The 21,377-nt window shown below is 54.0% G+C and carries 20 protein-coding genes; 7 read left to right on the plus strand and 13 right to left on the minus strand.

Annotated features, from left to right (window positions below):
* Positions 1-102 precede the first annotated feature (102 nt).
* The 3 genes from IYV58_RS07025 to IYV58_RS07035 are packed head-to-tail and all read left to right on the plus strand — an operon-like array spanning position 103 to position 3,536.
* Positions 103-1,344, plus strand: a complete 1,242-nt coding sequence (locus IYV58_RS07025) for an MFS transporter (protein ID WP_004130172.1) — start codon at positions 103-105, stop codon at positions 1,342-1,344.
* A 15-nt stretch (positions 1,345-1,359) separates the two neighbouring features.
* Positions 1,360-2,388 carry a sugar phosphate isomerase/epimerase family protein gene (locus IYV58_RS07030; protein ID WP_004130174.1) on the plus strand — a complete coding sequence of 343 codons (1,029 nt, stop codon included), beginning with the start codon at positions 1,360-1,362 and terminating at the stop codon, positions 2,386-2,388.
* Positions 2,385-3,536 carry a Gfo/Idh/MocA family protein gene (locus IYV58_RS07035; protein WP_004130176.1) on the plus strand — a complete coding sequence of 384 codons (1,152 nt, stop codon included), beginning with the start codon at positions 2,385-2,387 and terminating at the stop codon, positions 3,534-3,536. The genes IYV58_RS07030 and IYV58_RS07035 overlap by 4 nt, the downstream gene beginning before the upstream one ends.
* A gap of 37 nt (positions 3,537-3,573) precedes the next feature.
* Here IYV58_RS07035 and IYV58_RS07040 read toward each other — a convergent pair whose 3' ends face one another.
* Positions 3,574-3,990 (minus strand): Exc2 family lipoprotein, encoded by a 417-nt coding sequence (locus tag IYV58_RS07040; RefSeq protein ID WP_004130178.1) that lies wholly within the window; start codon positions 3,988-3,990, stop codon positions 3,574-3,576.
* 578 nt (positions 3,991-4,568) lie between these two features.
* Between IYV58_RS07040 and IYV58_RS07045 the strand changes: the two genes are divergently transcribed.
* Positions 4,569-5,204, plus strand: coding sequence for a helix-turn-helix transcriptional regulator (locus IYV58_RS07045; RefSeq protein WP_004130180.1), 636 nt, complete (start codon positions 4,569-4,571; stop codon positions 5,202-5,204).
* Between the two features lie 6 nt (positions 5,205-5,210).
* On the opposite strand, the gene IYV58_RS07050 is transcribed toward IYV58_RS07045, so the two are convergent.
* The 7 genes from IYV58_RS07050 to IYV58_RS07080 all read right to left on the minus strand — a co-directional run bounded on the left by IYV58_RS07050 (position 5,211) and on the right by IYV58_RS07080 (position 13,130).
* Positions 5,211-5,894, minus strand: a complete 684-nt coding sequence (locus IYV58_RS07050) for a fimbria/pilus periplasmic chaperone (protein WP_176690160.1) — start codon at positions 5,892-5,894, stop codon at positions 5,211-5,213.
* Entirely contained in the window at positions 5,891-7,510 is a 1,620-nt protein-coding gene (locus IYV58_RS07055) for a hypothetical protein (RefSeq protein ID WP_004130183.1), read from the minus strand. Before IYV58_RS07055 ends, IYV58_RS07050 begins: the two co-directional genes overlap by 4 nt.
* On the minus strand, positions 7,500-10,037 hold the full coding sequence (locus tag IYV58_RS07060) for a TcfC E-set like domain-containing protein (RefSeq protein WP_087828705.1): 2,538 nt from the start codon (positions 10,035-10,037) through the stop codon (positions 7,500-7,502). The genes IYV58_RS07055 and IYV58_RS07060 overlap by 11 nt, the downstream gene beginning before the upstream one ends.
* Before the next feature lie 8 nt (positions 10,038-10,045).
* A complete protein-coding gene (locus IYV58_RS07065) occupies positions 10,046-10,723 on the minus strand; it encodes an EcpB family pilus assembly chaperone (RefSeq protein WP_087828704.1) in 678 nt (225 codons plus the stop codon).
* Positions 10,724-10,787: 64 nt separating this feature from the next.
* The gene (gene ecpA, locus IYV58_RS07070) at positions 10,788-11,366 is read right to left on the minus strand and encodes a common pilus major fimbrillin subunit EcpA (protein ID WP_004130190.1); all 579 of its coding nucleotides are present in this window, start codon (positions 11,364-11,366) and stop codon (positions 10,788-10,790) included.
* Positions 11,367-11,436: 70 nt separating this feature from the next.
* Positions 11,437-12,054 carry a LuxR C-terminal-related transcriptional regulator gene (locus IYV58_RS07075; RefSeq protein ID WP_004130192.1) on the minus strand — a complete coding sequence of 206 codons (618 nt, stop codon included), beginning with the start codon at positions 12,052-12,054 and terminating at the stop codon, positions 11,437-11,439.
* 677 nt (positions 12,055-12,731) lie between these two features.
* Positions 12,732-13,130, minus strand: a complete 399-nt coding sequence (locus IYV58_RS07080; RefSeq protein WP_032742261.1) for an NUDIX hydrolase — start codon at positions 13,128-13,130, stop codon at positions 12,732-12,734.
* A 211-nt stretch (positions 13,131-13,341) separates the two neighbouring features.
* Here IYV58_RS07080 and IYV58_RS07085 point away from each other — a divergent pair, with 211 nt between their 5' ends.
* Positions 13,342-14,322 carry a LacI family DNA-binding transcriptional regulator gene (locus IYV58_RS07085; protein WP_004130197.1) on the plus strand — a complete coding sequence of 327 codons (981 nt, stop codon included), beginning with the start codon at positions 13,342-13,344 and terminating at the stop codon, positions 14,320-14,322.
* A gap of 5 nt (positions 14,323-14,327) precedes the next feature.
* Here the strand turns inward: IYV58_RS07085 and IYV58_RS07090 are convergent, their stop codons facing one another.
* Both IYV58_RS07090 and IYV58_RS07095 read right to left on the minus strand, forming a co-directional pair.
* Positions 14,328-15,572, minus strand: coding sequence for a mechanosensitive ion channel family protein (locus IYV58_RS07090; RefSeq protein ID WP_049114716.1), 1,245 nt, complete (start codon positions 15,570-15,572; stop codon positions 14,328-14,330).
* A 76-nt stretch (positions 15,573-15,648) separates the two neighbouring features.
* Positions 15,649-17,076, minus strand: coding sequence for an MFS transporter (locus tag IYV58_RS07095; protein WP_087828703.1), 1,428 nt, complete (start codon positions 17,074-17,076; stop codon positions 15,649-15,651).
* A gap of 109 nt (positions 17,077-17,185) precedes the next feature.
* Here IYV58_RS07095 and IYV58_RS07100 point away from each other — a divergent pair, with 109 nt between their 5' ends.
* Positions 17,186-18,052: a helix-turn-helix transcriptional regulator gene (locus IYV58_RS07100; RefSeq protein WP_087828702.1), complete on the plus strand. Its 867-nt coding sequence runs from the start codon at positions 17,186-17,188 to the stop codon at positions 18,050-18,052.
* A gap of 281 nt (positions 18,053-18,333) precedes the next feature.
* On the opposite strand, the gene nfsB is transcribed toward IYV58_RS07100, so the two are convergent.
* The 3 genes from nfsB to IYV58_RS07115 all read right to left on the minus strand — a co-directional run bounded on the left by nfsB (position 18,334) and on the right by IYV58_RS07115 (position 20,055).
* Positions 18,334-18,987 carry an oxygen-insensitive NAD(P)H nitroreductase gene (nfsB, locus tag IYV58_RS07105; protein ID WP_087828701.1) on the minus strand — a complete coding sequence of 218 codons (654 nt, stop codon included), beginning with the start codon at positions 18,985-18,987 and terminating at the stop codon, positions 18,334-18,336.
* 118 nt (positions 18,988-19,105) lie between these two features.
* On the minus strand, positions 19,106-19,474 hold the full coding sequence (locus IYV58_RS07110; RefSeq protein ID WP_087828700.1) for an MmcQ/YjbR family DNA-binding protein: 369 nt from the start codon (positions 19,472-19,474) through the stop codon (positions 19,106-19,108).
* A complete protein-coding gene (locus tag IYV58_RS07115; RefSeq protein WP_004130217.1) occupies positions 19,474-20,055 on the minus strand; it encodes a TetR/AcrR family transcriptional regulator in 582 nt (193 codons plus the stop codon). Before IYV58_RS07115 ends, IYV58_RS07110 begins: the two co-directional genes overlap by 1 nt.
* A gap of 190 nt (positions 20,056-20,245) precedes the next feature.
* On the opposite strand from IYV58_RS07115, the gene IYV58_RS07120 reads away from it, so the two are divergent.
* Entirely contained in the window at positions 20,246-21,346 is a 1,101-nt protein-coding gene (locus tag IYV58_RS07120) for an MBL fold metallo-hydrolase (protein ID WP_004130219.1), read from the plus strand.
* Positions 21,347-21,377 lie beyond the last annotated feature (31 nt).

Consider the following 21,377-nt stretch of genomic DNA (forward strand, 5'->3'; position numbering starts at 1 on the left):
TTCTTCGCGCTTAGCGTATTTTGCCCGCGATCTTCTTTTTGTAATCGATTACTTTTCATTTGAGGGTATTTGTAATCGATTACTTTTTTGAGGGCGGTCGAAATGATCACAACAACCGAAGGTCGTGAAACTCCCCGCGCAACGCACCGTTTTCTGGTGCCGCGGCTGTCGTTAATGATGTTTATGCAGTTCTTTATTTGGGGAAGCTGGTCGGTCACGCTGGGGCTGGTGATGACCCGCTATGAGATGTCGCTGCTGATCGGCGATGCTTTCTCCGCCGGGCCGATTGCGTCCATTCTTTCGCCATTCGTACTGGGCATGCTGGTCGACCGCTTTTTCGCTTCGCAGAAGGTGATGGCGGTAATGCACCTGGCCGGGGCGGTGATTCTGTGGTTTGTTCCGCAGGCGCTGGTGGCGCAAAACGGCGCGCTGCTGATCGGCCTGCTGTTCGGCTACACTCTGTGCTATATGCCGACGCTGGCGTTGACCAATAACATCGCTTTCCACAGTCTGGCGAACGTCGATAAAACCTTCCCGGTGGTGCGCGTCTTCGGCACCATCGGCTGGATCATCGCCGGTATCTTTATCGGCGTGACGGGGATTTCCGATACCACAGGGATTTTCTCTGTTGCGGCGCTCTGTTCGGTGGCGCTGGCCATTTATAGCCTGACGTTGCCGCATACGCCGGCCCCGGCGAAAGGCACCCCGGTACAGTTTCGCGACCTGCTGTGCGCCGACGCCTTCGCGCTGCTGAAAACGCGCCACTTCCTGATTTTCTCCCTCTGCGCGACGCTGATTTCGATTCCGCTGGGGACCTACTACGCCTACACCGCGTCTTATCTGGCGGATGCCGGTATCGCGGACGTCAGCACCGCGATGTCTTTCGGCCAGATGTCAGAAATCTTCTTTATGCTGGTGATCCCGCTGCTGTTCCGCCGCCTCGGGGTGAAATACATGCTGCTGATCGGCATGGCGGCGTGGTTCGTGCGCTACGCCTTCTTTGCGCTGGGGGTCAGCGAAGAGGGGCGCTTCCTGCTCTATCTCGGCATCCTGTTGCATGGCGTCTGCTATGACTTTTTCTTTGTTGTCGGCTTTATCTACACCGACCGCGTGGCCGGTGAAAAGGTGAAGGGCCAGGCGCAGAGCATGATCGTGATGTTCACCTACGGTATCGGCATGCTGCTGGGGTCGCAGATTTCCGGCGCGCTGTATAACCATCTGGTGGCAGGCCAGAGCGTACCGCAGGCGTGGGTCGCCTTCTGGTGGATCCCGGCGGTGGCCGCAGCGGTCATCGCCCTGATTTTCCTTTTCTCTTTCCAGTACAACGAGAAAGAGCCGCGTTAATGTTTGGGAGGTGGTATGAAAACAATCAAGGGGCCGGGCATTTTTCTGGCGCAGTTTATCGGTACGCAGGCGCCGTTTAATACCCTGGAGGGCCTGGCGCAGTGGGCTGCCAGTTTGGGCTATCAGGCATTGCAGATCCCCTGCAACCATCCGGCGATTTTCGACGTTGAACGTGCCGCCGCCAGCCAGACCTACTGCGATGAGGTGAGCGGCAAGCTAGCGGAGCATGGCCTGGCGATCGGCGAGCTCTCTACTCATCTTGAAGGGCAACTGGTGGCCGTTCATCCGGCTTATGATAGGGCCTTTGACGCGTTTGCGCCCGTCGCGCTGCGCGATAACCCGCAGGCGCGCCAGCAGTGGGCGGTCGAGAAAGTGCGCCAGGCGGCGGTGGCGTCTGCGCGTCTGGGGCTGAAGGCGCACGCCACCTTTTCCGGGGCGCTGGCGTGGCCCTATTTTTATCCGTGGCCGCCGCATAATCAGCCGCTTCTCGATGAGGCTTTTGATGAGCTGGCCCGGCGCTGGCGGCCGCTGTTGGATGTTTTCGACGAACAGGGCGTCGATCTCTGTTACGAAATCCATCCCGGCGAAGATCTGCATGATGGCGTGACCTTTGAGCGTTTTCTGCAGCGACTCGATAACCATCCGCGCTGCAACATACTTTATGATCCCAGCCACCTTCATCTTCAGCAGATGGATTACCTGGCCTTTATCGATATCTACCACGCGCGGATCAAAGCGTTTCACGTCAAAGACGCTGAATTCCGCCGCAGCGGGCGCAGCGGGGTCTATGGCGGCTATCAGAACTGGCCGCAGCGGGCGGGACGTTTTCGTTCGCTGGGCGACGGGCAGATCGATTTCAAAACGATTTTCAGCAAGCTCACCGAGTATGATTTTGACGGCTGGGCGGTGCTGGAGTGGGAGTGTTGCCTGAAGGACGCGGAAGTCGGCGCGCGCGAAGGCAGCGAGTTTATCCGCCGCCATATCATTCCGGTCTCCGGACGGGCGTTTGATGATTTCGCCGCAGGCAAGGAGGGAGGAGAATGATTCAGGTCGGCATTATTGGCTCCGGGTTTATCGGGCCGGCGCATCTGGAAGCGCTGCGCCGGGTGGGCGATATCGAGGTGGTGGCGCTGTGCGATGGTTCGCTGGAAGTGGCTCAGCAGAAGGCGCGCCAGCTCAACGTGGCGCACGCCTACGGTAGCGTCGAGGCGCTGCTGGCGCATCCCGGATTGCAGGTGGTGCATAACTGTACGCCGAACCATCTGCATGCGCGGATTAACCGACAGATCCTCTCCGCCGGGCTGCACGTCTTTTCGGAAAAACCGCTCTGCATGACCGCGGAGGAGGCCCGTGAGCTGGTGGCGCTGGCGGAAAGCGCCGGGGTGGTTCATGGCGTCAGCTTTGTTTATCGCCAGTTTGCCATGGTGCAGCAGGCGGCGGCGATGATGCGCAACGGCGACGTCGGAAGGCTGTTTGCAGCGCACGGCAGCTATTTGCAGGACTGGATGCTGCTGGAGACCGACTATAACTGGCGGGTCGATTCGGCGCAGGGCGGCGCCTCGCGGGCGGTGGCCGACATTGGCTCCCACTGGTGCGATACGGTGCAGTTTATGACAGGCCGTCGCATTGTCGAGGTGATGGCGGATCTCTCTATCGTCTGGCCAGCGCGTAAAGCGCCCGTCGCCGGGGATGCGACCTTTAGCCAGCATCGCGATGATAGCGCGTATGAGGCGCGGCCCGTCGATACCGAAGATTTAGGATCGGTACTGTTCCGTTTTGATGACGGCAGTAAGGGCTGTTTTACCGTTTCGCAGGTCAGCGCCGGGAGAAAAAATGGCCTGACGGTGGAGATCAACGGCAGTAACTGTTCGCTGGCATGGGAGCAGGAGATGCCGCAGCGGCTGTGGGTGGGGCATCGCCAGCGGCCAAACCAGCTGCTGAGCGACGATCCGAGCCTGATGCTCGGCGAGGCCGCCGCCAGCGCCCACTTCCCCGGCGGGCATAACGAAGGCTGGCCCGATGCGTTTAAAAATATGATGCTGAGCTTTTATCAGGCGGTGCGCGCCGGCGAGATGCCGCCTGCGTCGTCGCAGCGTTTCGCCTCTTTCTATGAGGGGGCGGATGTGATGTACATCGTTGATGCGATAGTGAAAAGCCATCAGCAGCAGCGCTGGGTGCAGGTGGAAAGATAAGCAGAAGGCGCGGTGCGCATTTTGCGCACCCGCTGTATTATTTCACGCCAAAATAGCCGTCGAGATAGGTCCCGGACAGTTCATTACCAAACAGCACGGCGTCTTTATTTTCCATCTCGTTGTCCCATTTATCGCTGACGTTGCCGGTAAATGCGTGCTGGGTTTTTGTGCCCTGCGCCACCTGCTGCCTGATGGCGTCGGCAGTACGGCGGGCGTCGCTTTCGCTCATCCCCGACTTTCTGTCCTGCTGCCCACGGGCATAGATGTCGGTAAAGTTCGGCAGATTTAAGCGGTAGTTTTCCTGACGGTTACTCACGAAGTTACCACCGACGAAATCGCTGCGGTGTGAGACAAAATAGTAAGCGTGGCGTTCCGGGGAAGATTTTGAGGAGGTACAGCCGGAAAGGGCGGCAAGCGAACAGCCAAGCGCGATAAACGCCATTTTTAGTTTCATTGATATCATCATCCATAATTATTAGAACAGGTACACCGATCATTCGGCTACAGAACAAAACGGTTAAGTATGTCTGTACGGTAGCACCTGAAGACCCATGAATCCAAGGGTCTTCAGGCAGCATTTTTTAGATCTGCGCCAGTCCACCATCAACGTAGTCTGGTGGTTGCTGACAGCCCCTCGGACCTTATCAGCGGCAATATCGGCTGCGCGTATTTATCGACTGGCTGGCGGAGGCATTTCCGGCTGCGGTAAAAGGGGACTAGATGAAAGGAACCAGAAAATTATGCAGCGTGTGATTATAAATCAAGTAACAATAAATATTACGCTTACTTATAATATGGGGGATATATTTTGCTATATATAATATGACATGGTTAAATTCAGTGGGTATTTTATTAAAATATTTAATGAAATGTGTTAACGTTATTTTCTCTAAGGGCTTGAATTATAGATTAGTCTTTTATTTTCTATATTTATAGTAAATGTAATAGCAGCAATTTTTTTGTTTATAGTATGTTTGGTATTACGTCTGTATCTTTTTGAAAATATTTTTAGCCACTCAAGAGGTAAATGTAATGCCGGCAGGTAACCGTGAGATTAAATGTATGGCGTGTGGTTTAAACTGCCCTATTGAAGCGGAAGATAAAATTGAACGTTCTCTTTGTGGAGAGAGAAAATTTTCAGTATGGCCGGATAAAAATTATTTTTTTAAGCGAGCGGTCAATGATTTAGTTTTTCGTGAACTCACCTGTTTTTTGCCTGAAGGAATGGTGGTGGTGGACTTCTCCCTCGACAATATTTTGTATTTTCTGCATGAGGGATGGGCCGAAAAACTGCAGGAGACCGGGCTGAAGATTATTTTACTCGCGGATAAAAGCATGCTGCCCATGGCTAATTTTTGGATGCTGCGCTCCGGATTACTATGGTCGGTGGTGGAAGTCAACGATAGCTTAAGTAGCTTAATCAAGAAAATAAAACGCATCATGCTGGGGCGAAATCTTCGCTGCCGGCGCACACCGTCGCTGACGGAGCATGAAATGAAGACGCTACGCCTGCGGGCGGACGGGCATTCCAGCCAGGATATCGCCCGCATCATGGCGTGCGATACCCGCAGCGTCTACCGCTTTCAATACTCTTTATGCAAGAAGTTCGGCGGGCTCAATCGCCTGCACGAGCTGCGCTTCAGGCATAACATACCCGCGCTGGATTAGCAGCGGTTAACCCGGCGAATCCATGAAACAGCCGTTGCCTAATTTATGATAACGTCCTAATGCGACAATATATTTCCTGTTACTATTTTTCGCTTCGGGACCTGTCCAGCTCTCTCCTGGCAGCATATAAAATTGCGTTGAACTTTCATCGTCACCATTGCAGCCTTTCTGCAGAATGACTCTAAAATAGGTGTTGCCGGTATTTTTAATAGTGCCTGTAGCTTCGTTAATTTCATACTGGAATCGGGTCTTACGCGGGCGAACGATGAGAATCGTGCTCATCGATACCGAAGGGACAACATCCATTTTTTTCTGATCCAGACGCCAGGGAAGAACCATAACGGGCGTCTCCTTAAAGATCACCCGATAATAGCGCTCAACGTCATCTTTTGGCCCCCGGTAATAGAGTTTAAAATATTCCTGACTATTGGCCTGTACGGTGAACTGCAGCGGCGACCAGACCAGATCTTTATCCTGACCGGTCACTGGTCGCTCATCGCCGTTGCCCGGCCGGGAGATTTTATACGCAGATATAGTATATAAATTGTTGCTTTTAGTATCATTGACGATTGGCCGGGAGATAAAATCTTTACTGCCATCCATATCATAGATAATTGAGTCAAAGTACACCGCGGAAGCGGGCTGAATACACAGCCCACATAATCCGATGAGTAGGATTTTATTCATCACAGCCCCCGATCCACGCCGACCCACGTGGCGGTCACTTTTACATCCCCGGTGGCGCTGACGGTACCCATCCAGTCATGGCCATCGGTGGTGAACTGTGAATGCGGGTCATCCATCGGAAACAGCAGTTTCAGCGTGGTGGTAAAAAAGAAACCATCGTTGACGTTGGCGTTCCAGGCCGTCTGTACCCAGGCGGCGTTGGTCATATCGACAGGATTCTCACCGCAGCTGTTGCGCACTCTTACCGCTTTACCGGCGGCGGACGTCCATTCGAGGTAGGCCGGGACAGGTACTTTTAGCGTCTCGTCCGCTGAGGTAAACAGGCAGTACGGAAGACCATACATGTTGATGGCGTCGCCAATCACCTGGGCGGTGATACTGTCGGCCTGACGCGACGCGGAGGTAGTGACTTTATACTCAAAGGTGATGGGCTCTTCGCTACCGATCTTGCCGGATGCTTTTGGATGAGCGCTCCCGTCGCTGGCGATAATGCTGATGCCGTATTCCCGTGGGACAATGTTAATTAATGTTGATGGCGTAAACTGATAATAACCCGATTGCGGGGTAACGGAGTTATCAAAATAGAAGGTAAACAGCGCATCCTTGTTGGTTAAATCCGCGCCTGCTTTGAGGACTTTTTGGAAAAAGGCGTTGGACAGGAATACGTAGACGTACTCGCCTGATGGTTTGAAGACCTTGTTATAGGTGCTGACCGTACCAAAATTGGTCCAGCTTGCGCCATCACCGCTGTATTTTACGTCAGACGAAGAAGGAGAGAATCCCAACATCGCCGTGTCGATAACCATCCGGAAATCAAGTGAGGTGGTGAGGGTTTTAGTCTCCTGAAAGCTGTAAGAAACCATTTTACAAATGATCCCTGAAGCGCTTCCGACCACGCCCATCTGGCACAATTCAGAGCCGAGGTTGACGCTTGGCGTACCATCGCTGGCAATCCATACTTCCGCCATCGCTCCGGTACTGTTCAAGGCCAGATGCGAGACCTTTTCGAGATTCATCGTGTAGTAAACCCACTTTCCTCCGCTGGGGAGATCTTTACAGCGAACGCCGGAAGCAAAGTCATAATCGGCTTTGGAGTCCATGTAGCAAAGATTAAGCTGCAAACTATCGATGGTTCCCACCGGCCGATCGCGAAAATACTCATAGGCCGACTGGCTAAGCACTCCGGCACCGTAGTAACCGTTCGCTACGCTGTTGCCGGACATCGCGTGATAGTAACCGTCTTTGTCGAGAACATCGGCAGGGATAATGCCGGAAGCCGGGCAGTTTGCTCCCGTGGACATGCAGCGAAGCCCGAGAAACGGTTGGTTAATGGGGGAGTTGTCGATCCACAGATCAAAATAGCGGTTACTGTAACTCCAGCCCGAGTTGCCCATATATCCCAGACTACGCTGGTTCGTTTTATATTTTGTCCAGATATTGGCCCCGGTGAAGCGTGGGGACAGGGCGCTGGTGGTGATGAAATATTCATCATCGACATCGTTGTCGATAAACATATAGGTGTTGCTGCCGCTCCCGTCGTTGGTAGCGGTAAGTGCCATAGCCGGCGCGGCCAGCAGCCAGCCGGCCAGCAGCATGATGGCCTGGGGTTTAATAGACATTCTTAACATCTCCCGTCACTGATGCCGTTTGTTGTTGGATCTCACAAGGGATCTCACCGACCCATACGGCGCCTTTCGCCTCTGTCAGATCCAAATCCACTTCGCAAATGCCGCCGAATTTATCGACCAGGGTAATCACCGGATAGCGCTTATCGACGTCCATGGCGAACTCGCCGAGTTCGTCGGTGCGCGTTTTACCAATGTGGTTGTGTATATCGGCGTTGGCGTAGTAACCGCCGCGGCGATCTTTCACCCGGCCAAAGACGGTGACCAGCTGTTTGACTTCCGGGTTAATCACGCTGACGTTGCCGGGATAGAGCACGACTTTGTTACGTCGGCCGTTAACGATGTCGACGCTGTCTTCCGAATTTTTGTCGTTCATCAGTTCCACCTTATATTCCGCGTAAGGCGGAAGACTGATGAAGTTGCTTTTGCCGGTCAGCGGGTAGTTCTGGCCGTTGATCTGCGCCATCATCCTGCCCTTACCGCTGAAATTGGTATTCACTACCAGGCCTGCGGTTTGTGTGCCTTTGCCGACATAGACATTTTTTTCCGTCCAGGCCACGCTTCCCTGCGAGCTCAGGCTGTAGTTTGAACTGTGCTGCGATGAGCGGCTAACGGAGACGGTGCCAGCGTTATATTTGGTGTTATAGCTGACGTAACCATTGGCGGCGTAATCGTCTGAACGATAACGGCTATCGTCATTTTTATTTTGTTTAATCTGCTTCGAAACCGATGCTCCCACCTGGGTAATGGCGCTGTTGTCAAAGCTTTTGCGCAGCGTGGCGTTCGCCAGCATGTTTCCGTTTTGGCTGGACACACCGGTGCTTAGCCAGGTGGAGAAGGGGATAGAGACGTCAATATTGACGTACTTATCGCGCAGATTTTCATGGTTGTTGTACTGATAGTTCTGAATACCGACGCGTAACGTAACGGTTGCGTAGCGATTAGCTAACAGGGATTGATCGTAATCGACGTTGGTATAGGTGCTCCCGGTATATTTGTTATTGGTGCGGCTGACGCTCAGCGTACCGAGGAACGGCGCGATTTTACGCAGGTTAGCGTTGGCGCCGACGGTCACGTAGTCGTTTTGCTGCATCGGTAGCGCGTTACCAATGGAACTGTACTGGCGCGACCCCCACAGGTTGCCGTATCCGTCCGGTAAACTCATATTGAAGGTGGAGGTACTCTGCCAGCTGCCGTCGGTAGCGAGCAGCCCCTGCTGGTTAAAGCTGAACGCGTTGTTGAAAATCACGTTCGCTTCCGTTTCATTGACGCCGTTATTGTCAAAACCGTAGAGCGTGGTTTTCAGATTCACGCCGGAAAGCCAGGGTTGGCTGGTTGCCGCGGCGATCCCGGCTATCCACGTATTCCGTGTGCCATAATTGATGTTGTATTTATGGCGATAGTCCATCTTGTTGTATTCGAGGCTGCCGCCGAAAGTTTGCCATGAGAGATCGCCGGTCACGCTCGATTTCCGGGCGAACGTTTTATTGATGTTCGCCGTCCGGCTGCTGACCACGCGTCCGTTTACGACCACCTGTATATCAACGTTGTAGATGCCAAACGGCAGGCGCGACGTATCGAGCTCGTAGCTGCCCATCGAGAAGTTTTGAATGCTGAGCAGTTTGCCGTCACGATAAACATGCACTTCGCCGGCGGCCGGCAGGAACACCGTGACGGGCACCAGAGCTAGCGTATTGTCCTGCGTTTGGGAACTGCTTTTATTGCCATAGCTAATGCCGTAAATACGGCTGGAGTTCAGGGCGCTCATGCTGGCGATCGATTGCAGATTCCAGGTATCCACCATCCCCATTGCGAAGCGGCGTCCCTGATAGTCACGCTCGTACATCGAGCGATACAGTTTACCCTGCTGGTTGCCGGTACCAATCCCGTACAGGGAACCGTTAAAATTCAGATGGTGCTCGCGCAGCGACCAGGTATTGTCCAGCGTCAGATAGCTGCTGGCGCTATCGGTATTCTCATATTTGTTGTAATAGCTCCCCATCGAGTAATTCAGCACGCTCGAGAGATTCTGGGCAGTGGATTCCCCAAGCATATTGGTACGCGGCAAAATAGCGGCCTGCATGGCTGCCCGGTTAACCGTCAGCTCAAGATAAAAGGAACGCGTATCGAGTGAGAGAGAGGCGTCTTTGTTGATATAAACGCGCTGACCGTCGCCGATGCTTTTGTCCTGCATCTCGTTGAGCAATGATTTTATCTGAGGTGATAATTCGGTTCGTTCCGGCAGATCGCTGAGCGCGATCTGGTTCAGGCGAAACTCATTATCCTTGATGGTAAGGATGGCATCAGCGATTTTTTGCTGGCTGCGTTGGGTACTATTATCGCCTTCATAACGAATAAAAACAGGGACCGACATGCCCTGGTATAACGCGTTAGCAAATACCGAAGGAATAACATAGTTACTGACTTTAACTGGCGCTGTAGCATTAGCTGCCCATCCCTGGTTTACCGTAATTAATAATCCAGCGAACAACGTCCCTTTGACATAACCAAGATTATCCATAATGTTACTCAGTTTACATTTATATATTGCTCACCGTGCCATATTCCAATTCGCGTTTTTTTGTTGGTGAGATCGGTATGCTTTATTCTTACGCTAACACCAGGCATGACATAATAGCGTTCACGGCAGCCTTGCCCCTCATCCTTCGCTTTATCGCGACAGGGCCCGTAGGAGATAACGCGGAATGAAGCGTTACCGGTATTGGTTACCGTGTCATTATCGCGACGATAGTCAAATCTTTCTTCACGCGGCGCGACCACCAGAATCGTACCAATAATGGCAGAGGTCGTTGCCTCGCCCTGTTTTTTCTTTTTACTGGCTTCAAACTCGGTCACCGGCTCATCGGTCCAGGATATGCGATAATAACGTTCCTGGTTATCCTGAGGTCCTTTGTAAAAAAAACGAAAGTTCTCTTTAGCATTTCCGGGTAATATCAGACTGGCTGGTGTTGATAATAATTCCGATCTGCTCGCCATCGGGATAACCTTGCCGCCGGCCATAGGCGATGAGATACGCTCCACGCTGACGCTAACGTAACGCGCCGTATCGGTGGTATTAATGATTTCTTTTGCCAGAGTCGAGGCATCCGGCCTCATTATAGAGGTGACGTCCCCGACATTAATGGCATGGGAGGAGGGCGTCACGGTGAATAAAAAGAGAGAGAGTAATAATGGATTCAGTTTCATGGCGCATCCTTATAAGGAGGCCGAAGCCTCCTTGTCATACCGGACAGGTGTTGGCTACACCTGATTAGATAGTCCATTCCGCGTTGAACTGAACGCGAACGTCGCCGCTCCAGTAACCGTCGGTTAAATCTTTGAACTCAGCGGCGGTGCTGCCGTCAGAAGTCGCGGAGTCGATAGTGAAATCGAAGTTACCCTGAGTGCTGACGCGATCGGCGCCTGCGAAGGCGGTCGCGACAGCCAGCGCATCCAGACCCGCGGAGATGTTGTTGGCGGTATCAATCATCGTTACCGGGGTGGTTTTGTTCAGCGCGTTGCCGTTCCAGCTCACACCAACGGCCAGAGTAGAGGCGTCAGTGGTACGGCTCAGGGTGTTGCTGACGATCTGAGAGGTCAGCGTGAAGTCAGTCGCGCCAGACTGGCCCTGGATAGTGATATCAAAAGCGCCTTTCTGGGAGTTAAACGCTTTAATCCCTTCAGCGTACTGGAAGTTCAGGGATTTCAGCGGAGTGACAACCAGCGCGCTGGTGGTGTCTTTCGTTGCGCTAGCATCCCAGCTTGCAGTGGCGGAAGTAGTCACGTTAGCCATTGCGTTGGAAGAGATAAGAGCCGCAGCCACAACACCTGCTAATACGATTTTTTTCATTTTAAATTTCCTGAGAATAATTAAGTTAGTTCCATTTATGGAGTTATTGCTACAAATACTGATAATGACTTTATCCAGATAGAATAATGTTTAACTTCCCTCTGCCTCCCATCTTATTCTGCAAGCTGAGCTTGATTGCGTAAATTCTCTTTTCTGCCATTTGCAATTCTTTTGCTATCTCTTTAACCGACTTCTCGGCAAGTAAAAGATCGAGAACCAACACTTCCTGGTCGCTGAGTTTTTGACGGTAACCTCGTCCATCTCTTTGACCGAGAAACGAAAGCTGTATTTTCTTTTCAATCTCGTCTCGGGTATCGCTGGTGTTGATAATCGAAATTATCTGCTGACAGCGGTGTTTCCAGTACAGCGCCAGCGGCTGTGCTAATCTGTCGGCAATCAAAACTATCCGCAACCCTGTTTTAATCAGATATTCAATCCATTTTTCATTGGTGAATAATCTGATGTTGTAGCGAGAAAAATCAACAAAAATAAATCCAGAATTAGAGAAGTTGTAGTGCTTGCTAATTAAAAAACAATGCACACCATTTTTTAAGTAGATGTTTTTATCGGGCCATACGCAATAGTGAGTTTCAATGCAGTTAATCGATTTAATCGTAGGTCGTGGATAGATTTCGCATTGATACTGACAGCTAATGCAGTATACCTTCTCATATTTCTGAGGAGCCATATGTCGATTTATTTCCCTATATTGCATCATCCTATCGTTCAATGATGTGGCTATATTATGGCTAGTTAATAAATGTGACAACTTTAATTTCTGAAGAGTTATATAGATGAGAAATGTGTAAATTCTTAATGTCAAAAATTGCCTGAATCTAGACTAACTTACTATTATGAATAAGAAAAATCTTAAGGTGCAGAATTTTATGTCGATCGCTCTTTAAGAATTATCCATGATGACCAGGAATTTTCTCGCTGAATGGGGGAGAATTGGTTAAAAAAAAACAGCACAAAAGGTCAAAAAAAATGCTATCGCATCGTTGTTTGTTAATTTTGTGTTTTTATTTTGTTTTATTTCGTGGTGTTTATTCTGTAATGGCATGTTTTTCGTAAGGGAAAGTTGCGATGTTTTGGATTATGGGGGATAGGATTGTCTGGCCAAATATGATCTGGTGTACAAAAGAGGGCGTTTTAAGAACTAAACGCGTCGGCATTTGAAGAGGAGCGAATCAGAAGGATGTGCTAAATCTTAACAGGAGATGCGGGCAACTGATCTCGTGGAAGTGGGGCGCTTCAGCCTGAACTGGCTCTGCCTGCAAGCCGCCGCAACGCCACCGGAACGACGGCACCCTGGATTTTGACTTGCAGGCAAATGAGGCCATACTTTCGATGCGCCCCGGGCGCTTACGCCCCTTTCAGCAGAGGAAGCAGGTGATTCTCGGTAAGAGGAGCAAGCTTAATATGCCGATCCTGGCCCGGCGTATACCAGATAACTTCTTCTATTTCTGCCGTTGGTGTAAAGCTCGCTCTGTTGGTTGCTATTTGAAAGATATCCGCTGAGACCGTATGGCCCGGCTCGTTTGCCGCCGTATCGGTGAAGCGGCCTACCGGGACCAGTTCTTCAGGTGAGACGAGGAAGTTGAGCTCCTCTTCGAGCTCGCGGATCAACGCTGCTTCCGGGACCTCCCCGATTTCAGGCTTTCCACCGGGTTGCATAAAGTACTCCGTCCCTCGTTTTCGTACTAAGAGACAGCGTCCTTGACCGTCGGTGATCATTGCCGCTGCGATGTTAATATTTTTTATTGTGTTCAAGAGATACCCCAGTTATATGCCGATGACGTTCAACGGCCAGCGTACGTTTCGCCTCTCGCGAAACAACGCCGACGCTATCATGATAGCGACCTTAGCGTGCTAATCAATCCCGTCGATTCTTGCAAAACCTGCTGACGGCGCGGACGGGGCTCATTTATGATAGCCTGCGAAATATAACGTCTATGCGGGAAGTGCAGCCTCTATGTCAATTCAGAAAATCGCTCGCCTGGCGGGCGTCTCGGTGGCGACGGTATCGCGGGTACTGAATAACAGCGATACCGTTAAAGCGAAGAATCGCGAACGTGTGCTGCAGGCGATCAAAGAGAGTAACTACCAGCCTAATCTGCTGGCCCGCCAGCTGCGAACGGCCCGCAGCAATATGATTCTGGTGATGGTTTCGAATATCGCCAACCCCTTTTGCGCCGAGGTGGTCAAGGGCATTGAAGAAGAGGCGGAAAAGAACGGCTACCGGATCCTGCTGTGTAATTCAGGTTCGGATTTAGCCCGTTCAACCTCGGGTCTGCAGCTGCTCTCCGGCAAAATGGTCGACGGCATCATTACGATGAACGCGCTCTCCAGCCTGCCGGAACTCACCACCATGATCGGCGACGCGCCCTGGGTTCAGTGCGCGGAATACGCCGATAACGGCAGCATCTCCTGCGTCGGCATCAACGACGTCGACGCGGCGCAGGGCGCCGTTTCCCGGCTGGTTGACGCCGGGCGTAAACGCATTGCTTTAATCAACCACGATCTCAGCTATCGCTACTCGCGCCTGCGCGAGCGCGGCTATAAAAGCGTACTGCACGTTCGCGAACTGGCGTATCAACAGGTCACCTACGCCAGCGATCTGAGCGCCGCCGCCGGTAAACAGGCGATGGAGACGCTGCTGGCGCAGGAAGAGCAGCCGGACGCGGTGTTTGCCGTCTCCGATTCGCTGGCGGCGGGCGCGCTGCGGGCTATCGCTCAGGCCGGGCTGCGGGTGCCGGAAGATATCGCGGTGGTCGGTTTTGATGGCACCGAACTGGCCGAAGTGGTATCGCCGCAGCTGACCACCGTGGAACAGCCTTCGCGCGAGATTGGCCGCACGGCGGTGACGCTATTAATGAAGAGAATCGATAATCCTGACGCCGCCGTTGAGCGGGTGATGATGGACTGGCGCGTCATTTCCCGCGCCAGTACCTGAGGATATTACTGAGTAAACGCGCCCGCCAGCGAACGAATATCGTTGCCGGTGGGGGACTGATGGATCCGCAGGCCGAATTCGTCAACCACGGCATAGACGTGATCGAATATATCCGCCTGGATGCTTTCATATTCCGCCCACACCACGGTGTTGGTGAAGCAGTAAATCTCAATCGGCAGGCCGCTGGCGTCCGGGGCCAGCTGGCGCACCATTAGCGTCATATCTTTGCGGATGCGTGGATGATTACGCAAATATTCCTGCAAATAGGCGCGGAAGGTGCCGATATTGGTCATCTTGCGCTGATTCAATATCGATTGATCGGCGGCGTTCTGCTGGTTCCACAGGCTGATTTCCTGATGACGAGAATCCATATACGGCTTCAGCAGTCTGGCCTGAATTAAGCGCTGCTGCTCCTGTTCATCGAGAAAATGAATGCTGGTGGTATCGATATTCAGGCTGCGCTTAATCCGGCGACCGCCGGATGCCGACATGCCGCTCCAGTTTTTAAACGAGTCGGAAACCAGCGACCAGGTGGGAATCGTGGTGATGGTATTATCCCAGTTGCGCACCTTCACCGTGGTCAGCCCAATGTCGATAACCGCGCCGTCGGCGCCATATTTCGGCATCTCCAGCCAGTCGCCGAGTTTGAGCATATCGTTGGCGGAGAGCTGGATCCCAGCGACCAGGCCGAGAATCGGGTCTTTGAATACCAGCATCAGTACCGCGGCCATCGCGCCGAGCCCGCTAATCAGAATCGCCGGCGACTGGCCAATCAGTAAGGAGATCACCAGAATGCCGACAATAATCGCGCAGACCAGCTTAATCCCCTGAAATATGCCTTTAAGCGGCAGCTGAGAAGCGGTGGCGAATTTCTGCGATAAATTGAACACCACGTCCAGCAGCGAGAAGAAGGACAGCATCGCGTAGATCATCACCCACAGCTGGGCGCAGGTGGTGAGGATTTCCGCAGCCTCGCTGCCTTTTTGCAGCCACAACACCGCCTGCACGTTGACGATAATCCCCTGCAGGGTGAAGGCCAGACGATGAAAGAGTTTGTTCTGCGTAATAATTTGCAGCCATAGGTGACTACTGGCCTGCGCCCGCTTTTCGAAGGTGCGCAGCACCACTTTGTGCAGAATAAGGTGAACGACAATCGCCGTCAGAAAAATAATGCCGAAAATAATAATGAGTGAGGTGGTGGGGGTAATTTTGATGCCTAATGCGGCGATTTGCGATATTAATTCCTGCATAACGTCTCCTTTACATCCAGCGGTTATGATGACCGCTGGATGTCTATTATGCAAATAGCAGGTTACGCGAATGTGATTATGAGGTCGCTACCGCCGGACGGACGTTAAGGTGATGGCGTAGCCACAGCGCGATGGCGCCCAGTACCAGCATCATCACCACTTCCACCGCGAGGAAATCGATCAGCGCCCGTGGATAGTCACCGCCGCTGCGCTGGGCGAGGGCTAAGAATAGCGACCCGAGAATCGCCGGACCCAGACCCAGCGTCGCCTGTTGCAGAGTGCTGAGAATCGCGCTCCCGGCCCCGGCGTCGCAGGCGCTGATATCGCGCATCCCAATACGGTAAAAACTATTGACGATCAGGGCCTGCCCATAGCCGATAAGCGCCGTAGACGGGACCAGCGCCAGGGTGGCGGTGTGGACACCGAGACGATAAAAGGTCGCGCTCAACAGCAGCAGGCCGACAATCTGCACCGCCAGACCGATCAGCAAAATGCGTCCCATGCTGTAGCGGGCTATCAGTTTCGGCGCGTACAGCGCGGAGACGAAGTAGGCCACACCGAGGGCGATAAAGCTGTTGCCGGACTGCCACGGCGCCATCCCCAGACCGGCCTGCATGGTCAGCGCCATGCAGAACATGAACGCGGACCAGGCGCTGAAAAAGAGCAGGGCGATGGCCATGCCAAAGCGAATGCTGGTGAGCTTCAGCAGGCGAGGCGGTAAGAGCGGCTGCTCGCCGCGCTGCTGTTTGCTCAGCGCGCTGGCCCGCATCCAGACCAGCAGAGGCAGCACCGCAGCCAGCATCAGCTGCAGCGTCCACGGCCAGTGCAGTTCCGGCCCCAACGCCATCGGGAACAGCAGGCAGCAGAGGATCAGCGCAAGGCTAAAGGTGCCCTGCCAGTCGATGCGCGAATGCGCTTCGCGCCGGGTCTCCGGGACGTATCGCGGACTGAAAGCCAGCACCAGCAGGCAGATCGGCACGTTAATAAAGAAGGCGTTGCGCCAGCCTAAACCGGCGATATCCGCCGACACCAGCCAGCCGCCGCCCATCTGACCGACGATAAAGGCGATACCGCCAATGCCGCCGTACAGGCTGATGGCCCGGGCGTGGGCTGTGCCTTTCAGGGTGACATGCAAGGTAGCGAGGATTTGCGGCACGATCAGCGCCGCACCGGCCCCTTGCACCGCGCGCGCCGCCAGCAGCGTATTGATGGAGTTCGCCATTCCGCACAGCAGGGAGGCGACGCCAAACATCGCCACGCCCCACATAAACAGACGACGGCGGCCATAGTTATCGCCAAGCTTGCTGCCCATCGCCAGGCAGACGGCAAAGGCGACGCCGTACAGCGCGACGATCAGCTCAAGCTGAGTGGCGCTGGCGTTAAGCGATTGGGTAATGGAGTCCAGCGCGACGTTGGCGATCGAGGTATCGATCAGCGGCAGCATCTGGCCGGTCAACAGAAGGAATAAACCGGCGCGGCCGGGTGAAACAGCAGACGAATTCATCGGATCTCTCCATTGCGTCATTCAGCGGATAGCCGTAGCATCACCGATAAATTAAACGGGTACCAGTTCCTGTCTATACTGGTATTGGTACTACCATGCTGGAGGTTTTATGACGACCATGCCGCAACGTGAATTGACCATCGCCGCGCCCGATGACGGCCGCAAACAGCTGGGGGCGTTTCTGCGCGCCCGCCGCGAGAGCCTCGACCCGCAGCGCCTGGGGTTGCCCCGCGTTGGCCGGCGGCGCACGCCGGGCCTGCGGCGGGAAGAGGTGGCGATGCTGGCGGACGTCGGCGTCACCTGGTACACCTGGCTGGAGCAGGGGCGGGAGGTCAATCCGTCAGCGGCGGTGCTGGTAGGGGTGGCGAATGCGCTGCAGTGCAGCCCGCTTGAGACCCGGCATCTGTTTGTGCTGGCCGGGCTGACTCCGCCTGAGGCCACTCAGGTGACGGTATGCGAAGGTATCAGCCCCGGCACCCGGCGGATGCTCGATAGCCTGATGCCGCAGCCCGCCAGTATTCAGAATCCCGGCTTTGATATTGTGGCCTGGAACGACAGCTTCTGCCGCCTGATGGGCATCGATTTCGCCACCATCCCGGAGGAAGATCGCAACTGCATTTATCTGTACCTGACCAATGAAACCTGGCGCAGCCGTATCGAGAATCGTGACGTGCTGGCGACGTTTGTCTCCTATTTCCGCGCGGCGATGGCGGAGCACCGCGGCGATCCGCTGTGGGAAAATAAGCTGGCGCGCTTTTTCGCCGCGTCGGCGGAGTTCGAGGCGCTCTGGCATCAGCGCTATGAGGTGCGCGGGGTGGAAAATCAGGTGAAAAACTTTAACCATCCGCAGCTCGGACGCTTCAGCCTGCAGCAGATGTACTGGTACTCGGCCCCGCGCAACGGCTCGCGCCTGCTGGTCTATTTGCCGATGGATGAAACGGGCGAGCAGGCGCTGGCGTGGCTGGATAAACATTAACGACAGGGAATGCTTATGAACATAGCCTGAAAAGAGCAGCGCATTATTCAGCGTACGCTCAACGCCTGGCGGTCATTGGCCGCTATGCGAAGCGCATCTGGCACGCGAGAGCGGTAGATAAGGTGGGGGGATGCTGGCTACAAAATACTGCGGGCTATCCCCGGGGCGGCGCTTGACGCGCCTTACCCGGGCTACGGGTTCCCACAGTGTGTAATTTTGTAGCCTGGATAAGGCGACGGCTGCAATCCGGGGATTATCCTGACGTAAAAAAAACCAGAGAATTAAATCTCGGTAATGGTCGTTGCCTGCGGCAGGCGTGATTTCGGCAGCGTCGCGTTGAAGTCTTCGACGCTATGATGGCCGACCGGCACCACCACCAGGCTGGTGTAACCCTGGGCTTTCAGGTCGAATTCGGCATCGAGAATCGCGAAGTCGACGCCTTCAATCGGCACGGCGTCCAGACCCATGGCCGCGACGCCCAGCAGGAAATTGCCGACATTGAGATAAACCTGCTTCGCCATCCACTGATCGTCGTCGTGCAGCTCTTTGCGGTGCATATCGGCAAAGAAGGTGCGGCCTTTATGGTTTGCCGCTTTGGCTTCGGCGTTCGCAAAGCGGCCATCGGCCTCTTCCTGATCGACCACGCGCTCAAGCCAGGCGTCGTCCATTGCGGTTTTGGCGCAGAAAACCACCACGTGGGAGGCATCAAGAATTTTACGTTCGTTAAACACGTAGGTGCCGCTCGCCGCTTTGGCGACGCGCGCTTTGCCTTCATCGCTGCTGGCAACGATAAAGTGCCACGGCTGGGAGTTGGTGCTTGACGGGCTGTACTGCAGCAGCGTTTTCAGGTTTTCCGCCTGCTCGTCAGTTAGCTTTTTAGTGGCGTCAAAGGCCTTGGTGGAGTAGCGCTTTAAGGCAACCGATACGATATCCATACTCTTCCTCACTGTTTACAACCCCTTGCGGGTGCGTTTCGTGAAGGAAGAGTACAGCGATGACGGAAAAAAGATAAGGGGCAAAAATGCGATAACACTTATCGCGCAGCGCTGAAAATCACCGCGGGCGCAGCCGCTGCTGCTCTTTTTTGCTGAGTTTATCGACGATCAGGTTCCACGAATCATCGATCAGTTCCGCCAGCAGAGCTACGCTAATATCTTCGCCGGGAACCACGGTGATCCAGTGCTTTTTGTTCATGTGATAGCCGGGCTCAATGCTGCGGTAAATCGCCTGATGAAGCAGCGATTTCTGCGGATCGCACTTCAGGTTGACCAGCGCGCGGCCGCGAACCGTCGCGGTCAGCATAAAAATCCGCCCGCCGATTTTAAACACATCGTACTCCGGGCCAAACGGCCAGCAGTGCTCGGTAAAGGGAAGCTCCAGCGCGATACGATGCGCGTGGTCATGCAGCGAGCGGGGGTCCATCAGCTATTGTCCTCGGCAAGCGCCTGCCACATGGCTTCAAAGCCGAGTTCGACAAAACGCACGGCGCGTTCCGGCTCGTGGCAGGCGTATTCAATGGTGGTTTCGGCCAGCGAAAGAAACAGCGCATCGCCAAAGGTGCGGTATTCTTCGGATTGAAAAACGGGCTTGATGGAACGCTGGCACAGTTCATTGAGCTCGGGAAACATCTCTTTGACGCGGTTGCGGGTTTCGTCGGTGATCCTTTCACTCAGCGCCATCCGGCGAATCGCTTTATGCTCCATGGGATTACGCACGCCCCAGCCGATATAGCTGTTCCAGATATTGCGCGTGTTCTCTTTCGACTCGGTCTCGTTCGGATTGAGACCCGCGATCATTGTCTTAACCAGGTCTGCTTTTATAGTCAGATAAAGCTCGTTGAGCAGATCGTCCTTGGTGGCAAAGTAGCGAAACAGCGTACCCTCGGCAACCCCGGCGCTGCGGGCGATGGCGGAAGTTGAGGCGGCGATTCCCGATTGGGCAAAGGCGGCGGTTGCGGCCTCCAGTAACGCTTGCTTTTTATCTTCACTCTTAGGACGAGCCACTACACTTTACCTCACACATGATAAAACCACGATCTAAGCATGCCTGACATGGGCACTGCAACGCTGTCTGTCAAAATTTGAAAATCGTCTTGACGACTTTCAGCTTCTTCCTAATAATGAGTGCTTACTCACTCATAATCAAGCCTTATAACAAAAACCTCCAGGAAGGAGGATTTCGCCAGGTCAGGATATGAACCGTGTCACTTTCAGCGTGGTCGCCATCATGTTATTAGCGTCAGCAACAACTTTGCCGTTTGTGTTAAATGCCGGATTTGGTCAGGCGCCGCAGGGCGCGCAGCTCAGCCTGGTGGAGCAGTCGCCGCACTATCACGACGGTCAGTTTCACAATCAGCTTCCGACGCCTGGCTTTACCGGGCAAAAAAATATGCTGGCCGCGTGGTGGGAGTTTCTGGTCGCCAAACGTGAAAATGCCAGACCTGCACAGCCGCTGCCGCTGGTGAACACCGATCTGGCGGGCTTGCCGTCAGGGCAGGACGTGATGGTCTGGCTCGGTCACTCCTCCTGGTATCTGCAGCTGGCGGGCAAACGCATCCTGATTGATCCCGTATTTAGCAACTATGCCGCGCCGTTCTCGTTTATTAATAAGGCCTTCGCCGGGGATTACCCGTGGCACGCTGAGGGCATGCCGGATATCGACCTGCTGATTATCTCGCACGATCATTACGACCACCTCGATTACGCCACCATCAAAGCTCTAATGCCGAAGGTCAAGCGCGTGGTGACGCCGCTGGGCGTGGGGTCGCACCTGCGCTACTGGGGAATGGAGAGCGCGATAATCAGCGAGGCGGACTGGAATCAGTCGGTGCAGGTGAGCGATGAGCTGACGGTACACGTCCTGCCCGCGCGCCACTTTTCCGGCCGCGGCCTCAAGCGCAACCAGACCCTGTGGGCCAGCTTTATGTTCGTTACCCCGCAGCAGAAAATTTACTACAGCGGCGACAGCGGCTACGGACCGCACTTTAAAGCCATCGGCGAACAGTTTGGCGAAGTGGATTTGGCGATCATGGAAAACGGTCAGTATGACCAGGACTGGAAGTACATCCACATGATGCCGGAAGAGACGGCGCAAGCCGCTGACGATGTTCATGCACGCGCGGTGCTGCCGGGTCACGCCGGGCGCTTCGTGCTGGCAAAACACACATGGGACGATCCGTACAAAAGGCTGGCGGAGGCCAGCACAGGGCGACCGTGGCGACTGCTGACGCCAATGTTGGGTGAGCCGGTTTGGGTCGCCGATAAAACGCAATCATTTAACGCCTGGTGGCGCTAACGATGAGAGTGGTTCAGGAGGAGAGAGGACA

Origin of the sequence: Klebsiella sp. BDA134-6, from assembly GCF_015601345.1 — a bacterium.
GTDB lineage: Bacteria > Pseudomonadota > Gammaproteobacteria > Enterobacterales > Enterobacteriaceae > Klebsiella > Klebsiella grimontii.

Coding starts and splice junctions, on each gene's coding strand:
- IYV58_RS07060 (WP_087828705.1), bottom strand. CDS start 10,037: ATGGATAATCTTGGTTATGTCAAAGGGACGTTGTTCGCTGGATTATTA.
- IYV58_RS07055 (WP_004130183.1), bottom strand. CDS start 7,510: ATGTCTATTAAACCCCAGGCCATCATGCTGCTGGCCGGCTGGCTGCTG.
- IYV58_RS07100 (WP_087828702.1), top strand. CDS start 17,186: ATGACGACCATGCCGCAACGTGAATTGACCATCGCCGCGCCCGATGAC.
- IYV58_RS07095 (WP_087828703.1), bottom strand. CDS start 17,076: ATGAATTCGTCTGCTGTTTCACCCGGCCGCGCCGGTTTATTCCTTCTG.
- IYV58_RS07025 (WP_004130172.1), top strand. CDS start 103: ATGATCACAACAACCGAAGGTCGTGAAACTCCCCGCGCAACGCACCGT.
- ecpA (WP_004130190.1), bottom strand. CDS start 11,366: ATGAAAAAAATCGTATTAGCAGGTGTTGTGGCTGCGGCTCTTATCTCT.
- IYV58_RS07040 (WP_004130178.1), bottom strand. CDS start 3,990: ATGAAACTAAAAATGGCGTTTATCGCGCTTGGCTGTTCGCTTGCCGCC.
- IYV58_RS07110 (WP_087828700.1), bottom strand. CDS start 19,474: ATGGACCCCCGCTCGCTGCATGACCACGCGCATCGTATCGCGCTGGAG.
- nfsB (WP_087828701.1), bottom strand. CDS start 18,987: ATGGATATCGTATCGGTTGCCTTAAAGCGCTACTCCACCAAGGCCTTT.
- IYV58_RS07120 (WP_004130219.1), top strand. CDS start 20,246: ATGAACCGTGTCACTTTCAGCGTGGTCGCCATCATGTTATTAGCGTCA.
- IYV58_RS07065 (WP_087828704.1), bottom strand. CDS start 10,723: ATGAAACTGAATCCATTATTACTCTCTCTCTTTTTATTCACCGTGACG.
- IYV58_RS07090 (WP_049114716.1), bottom strand. CDS start 15,572: ATGCAGGAATTAATATCGCAAATCGCCGCATTAGGCATCAAAATTACC.
- IYV58_RS07030 (WP_004130174.1), top strand. CDS start 1,360: ATGAAAACAATCAAGGGGCCGGGCATTTTTCTGGCGCAGTTTATCGGT.
- IYV58_RS07035 (WP_004130176.1), top strand. CDS start 2,385: ATGATTCAGGTCGGCATTATTGGCTCCGGGTTTATCGGGCCGGCGCAT.
- IYV58_RS07045 (WP_004130180.1), top strand. CDS start 4,569: ATGCCGGCAGGTAACCGTGAGATTAAATGTATGGCGTGTGGTTTAAAC.
- IYV58_RS07085 (WP_004130197.1), top strand. CDS start 13,342: ATGTCAATTCAGAAAATCGCTCGCCTGGCGGGCGTCTCGGTGGCGACG.
- IYV58_RS07075 (WP_004130192.1), bottom strand. CDS start 12,054: ATGGCTCCTCAGAAATATGAGAAGGTATACTGCATTAGCTGTCAGTAT.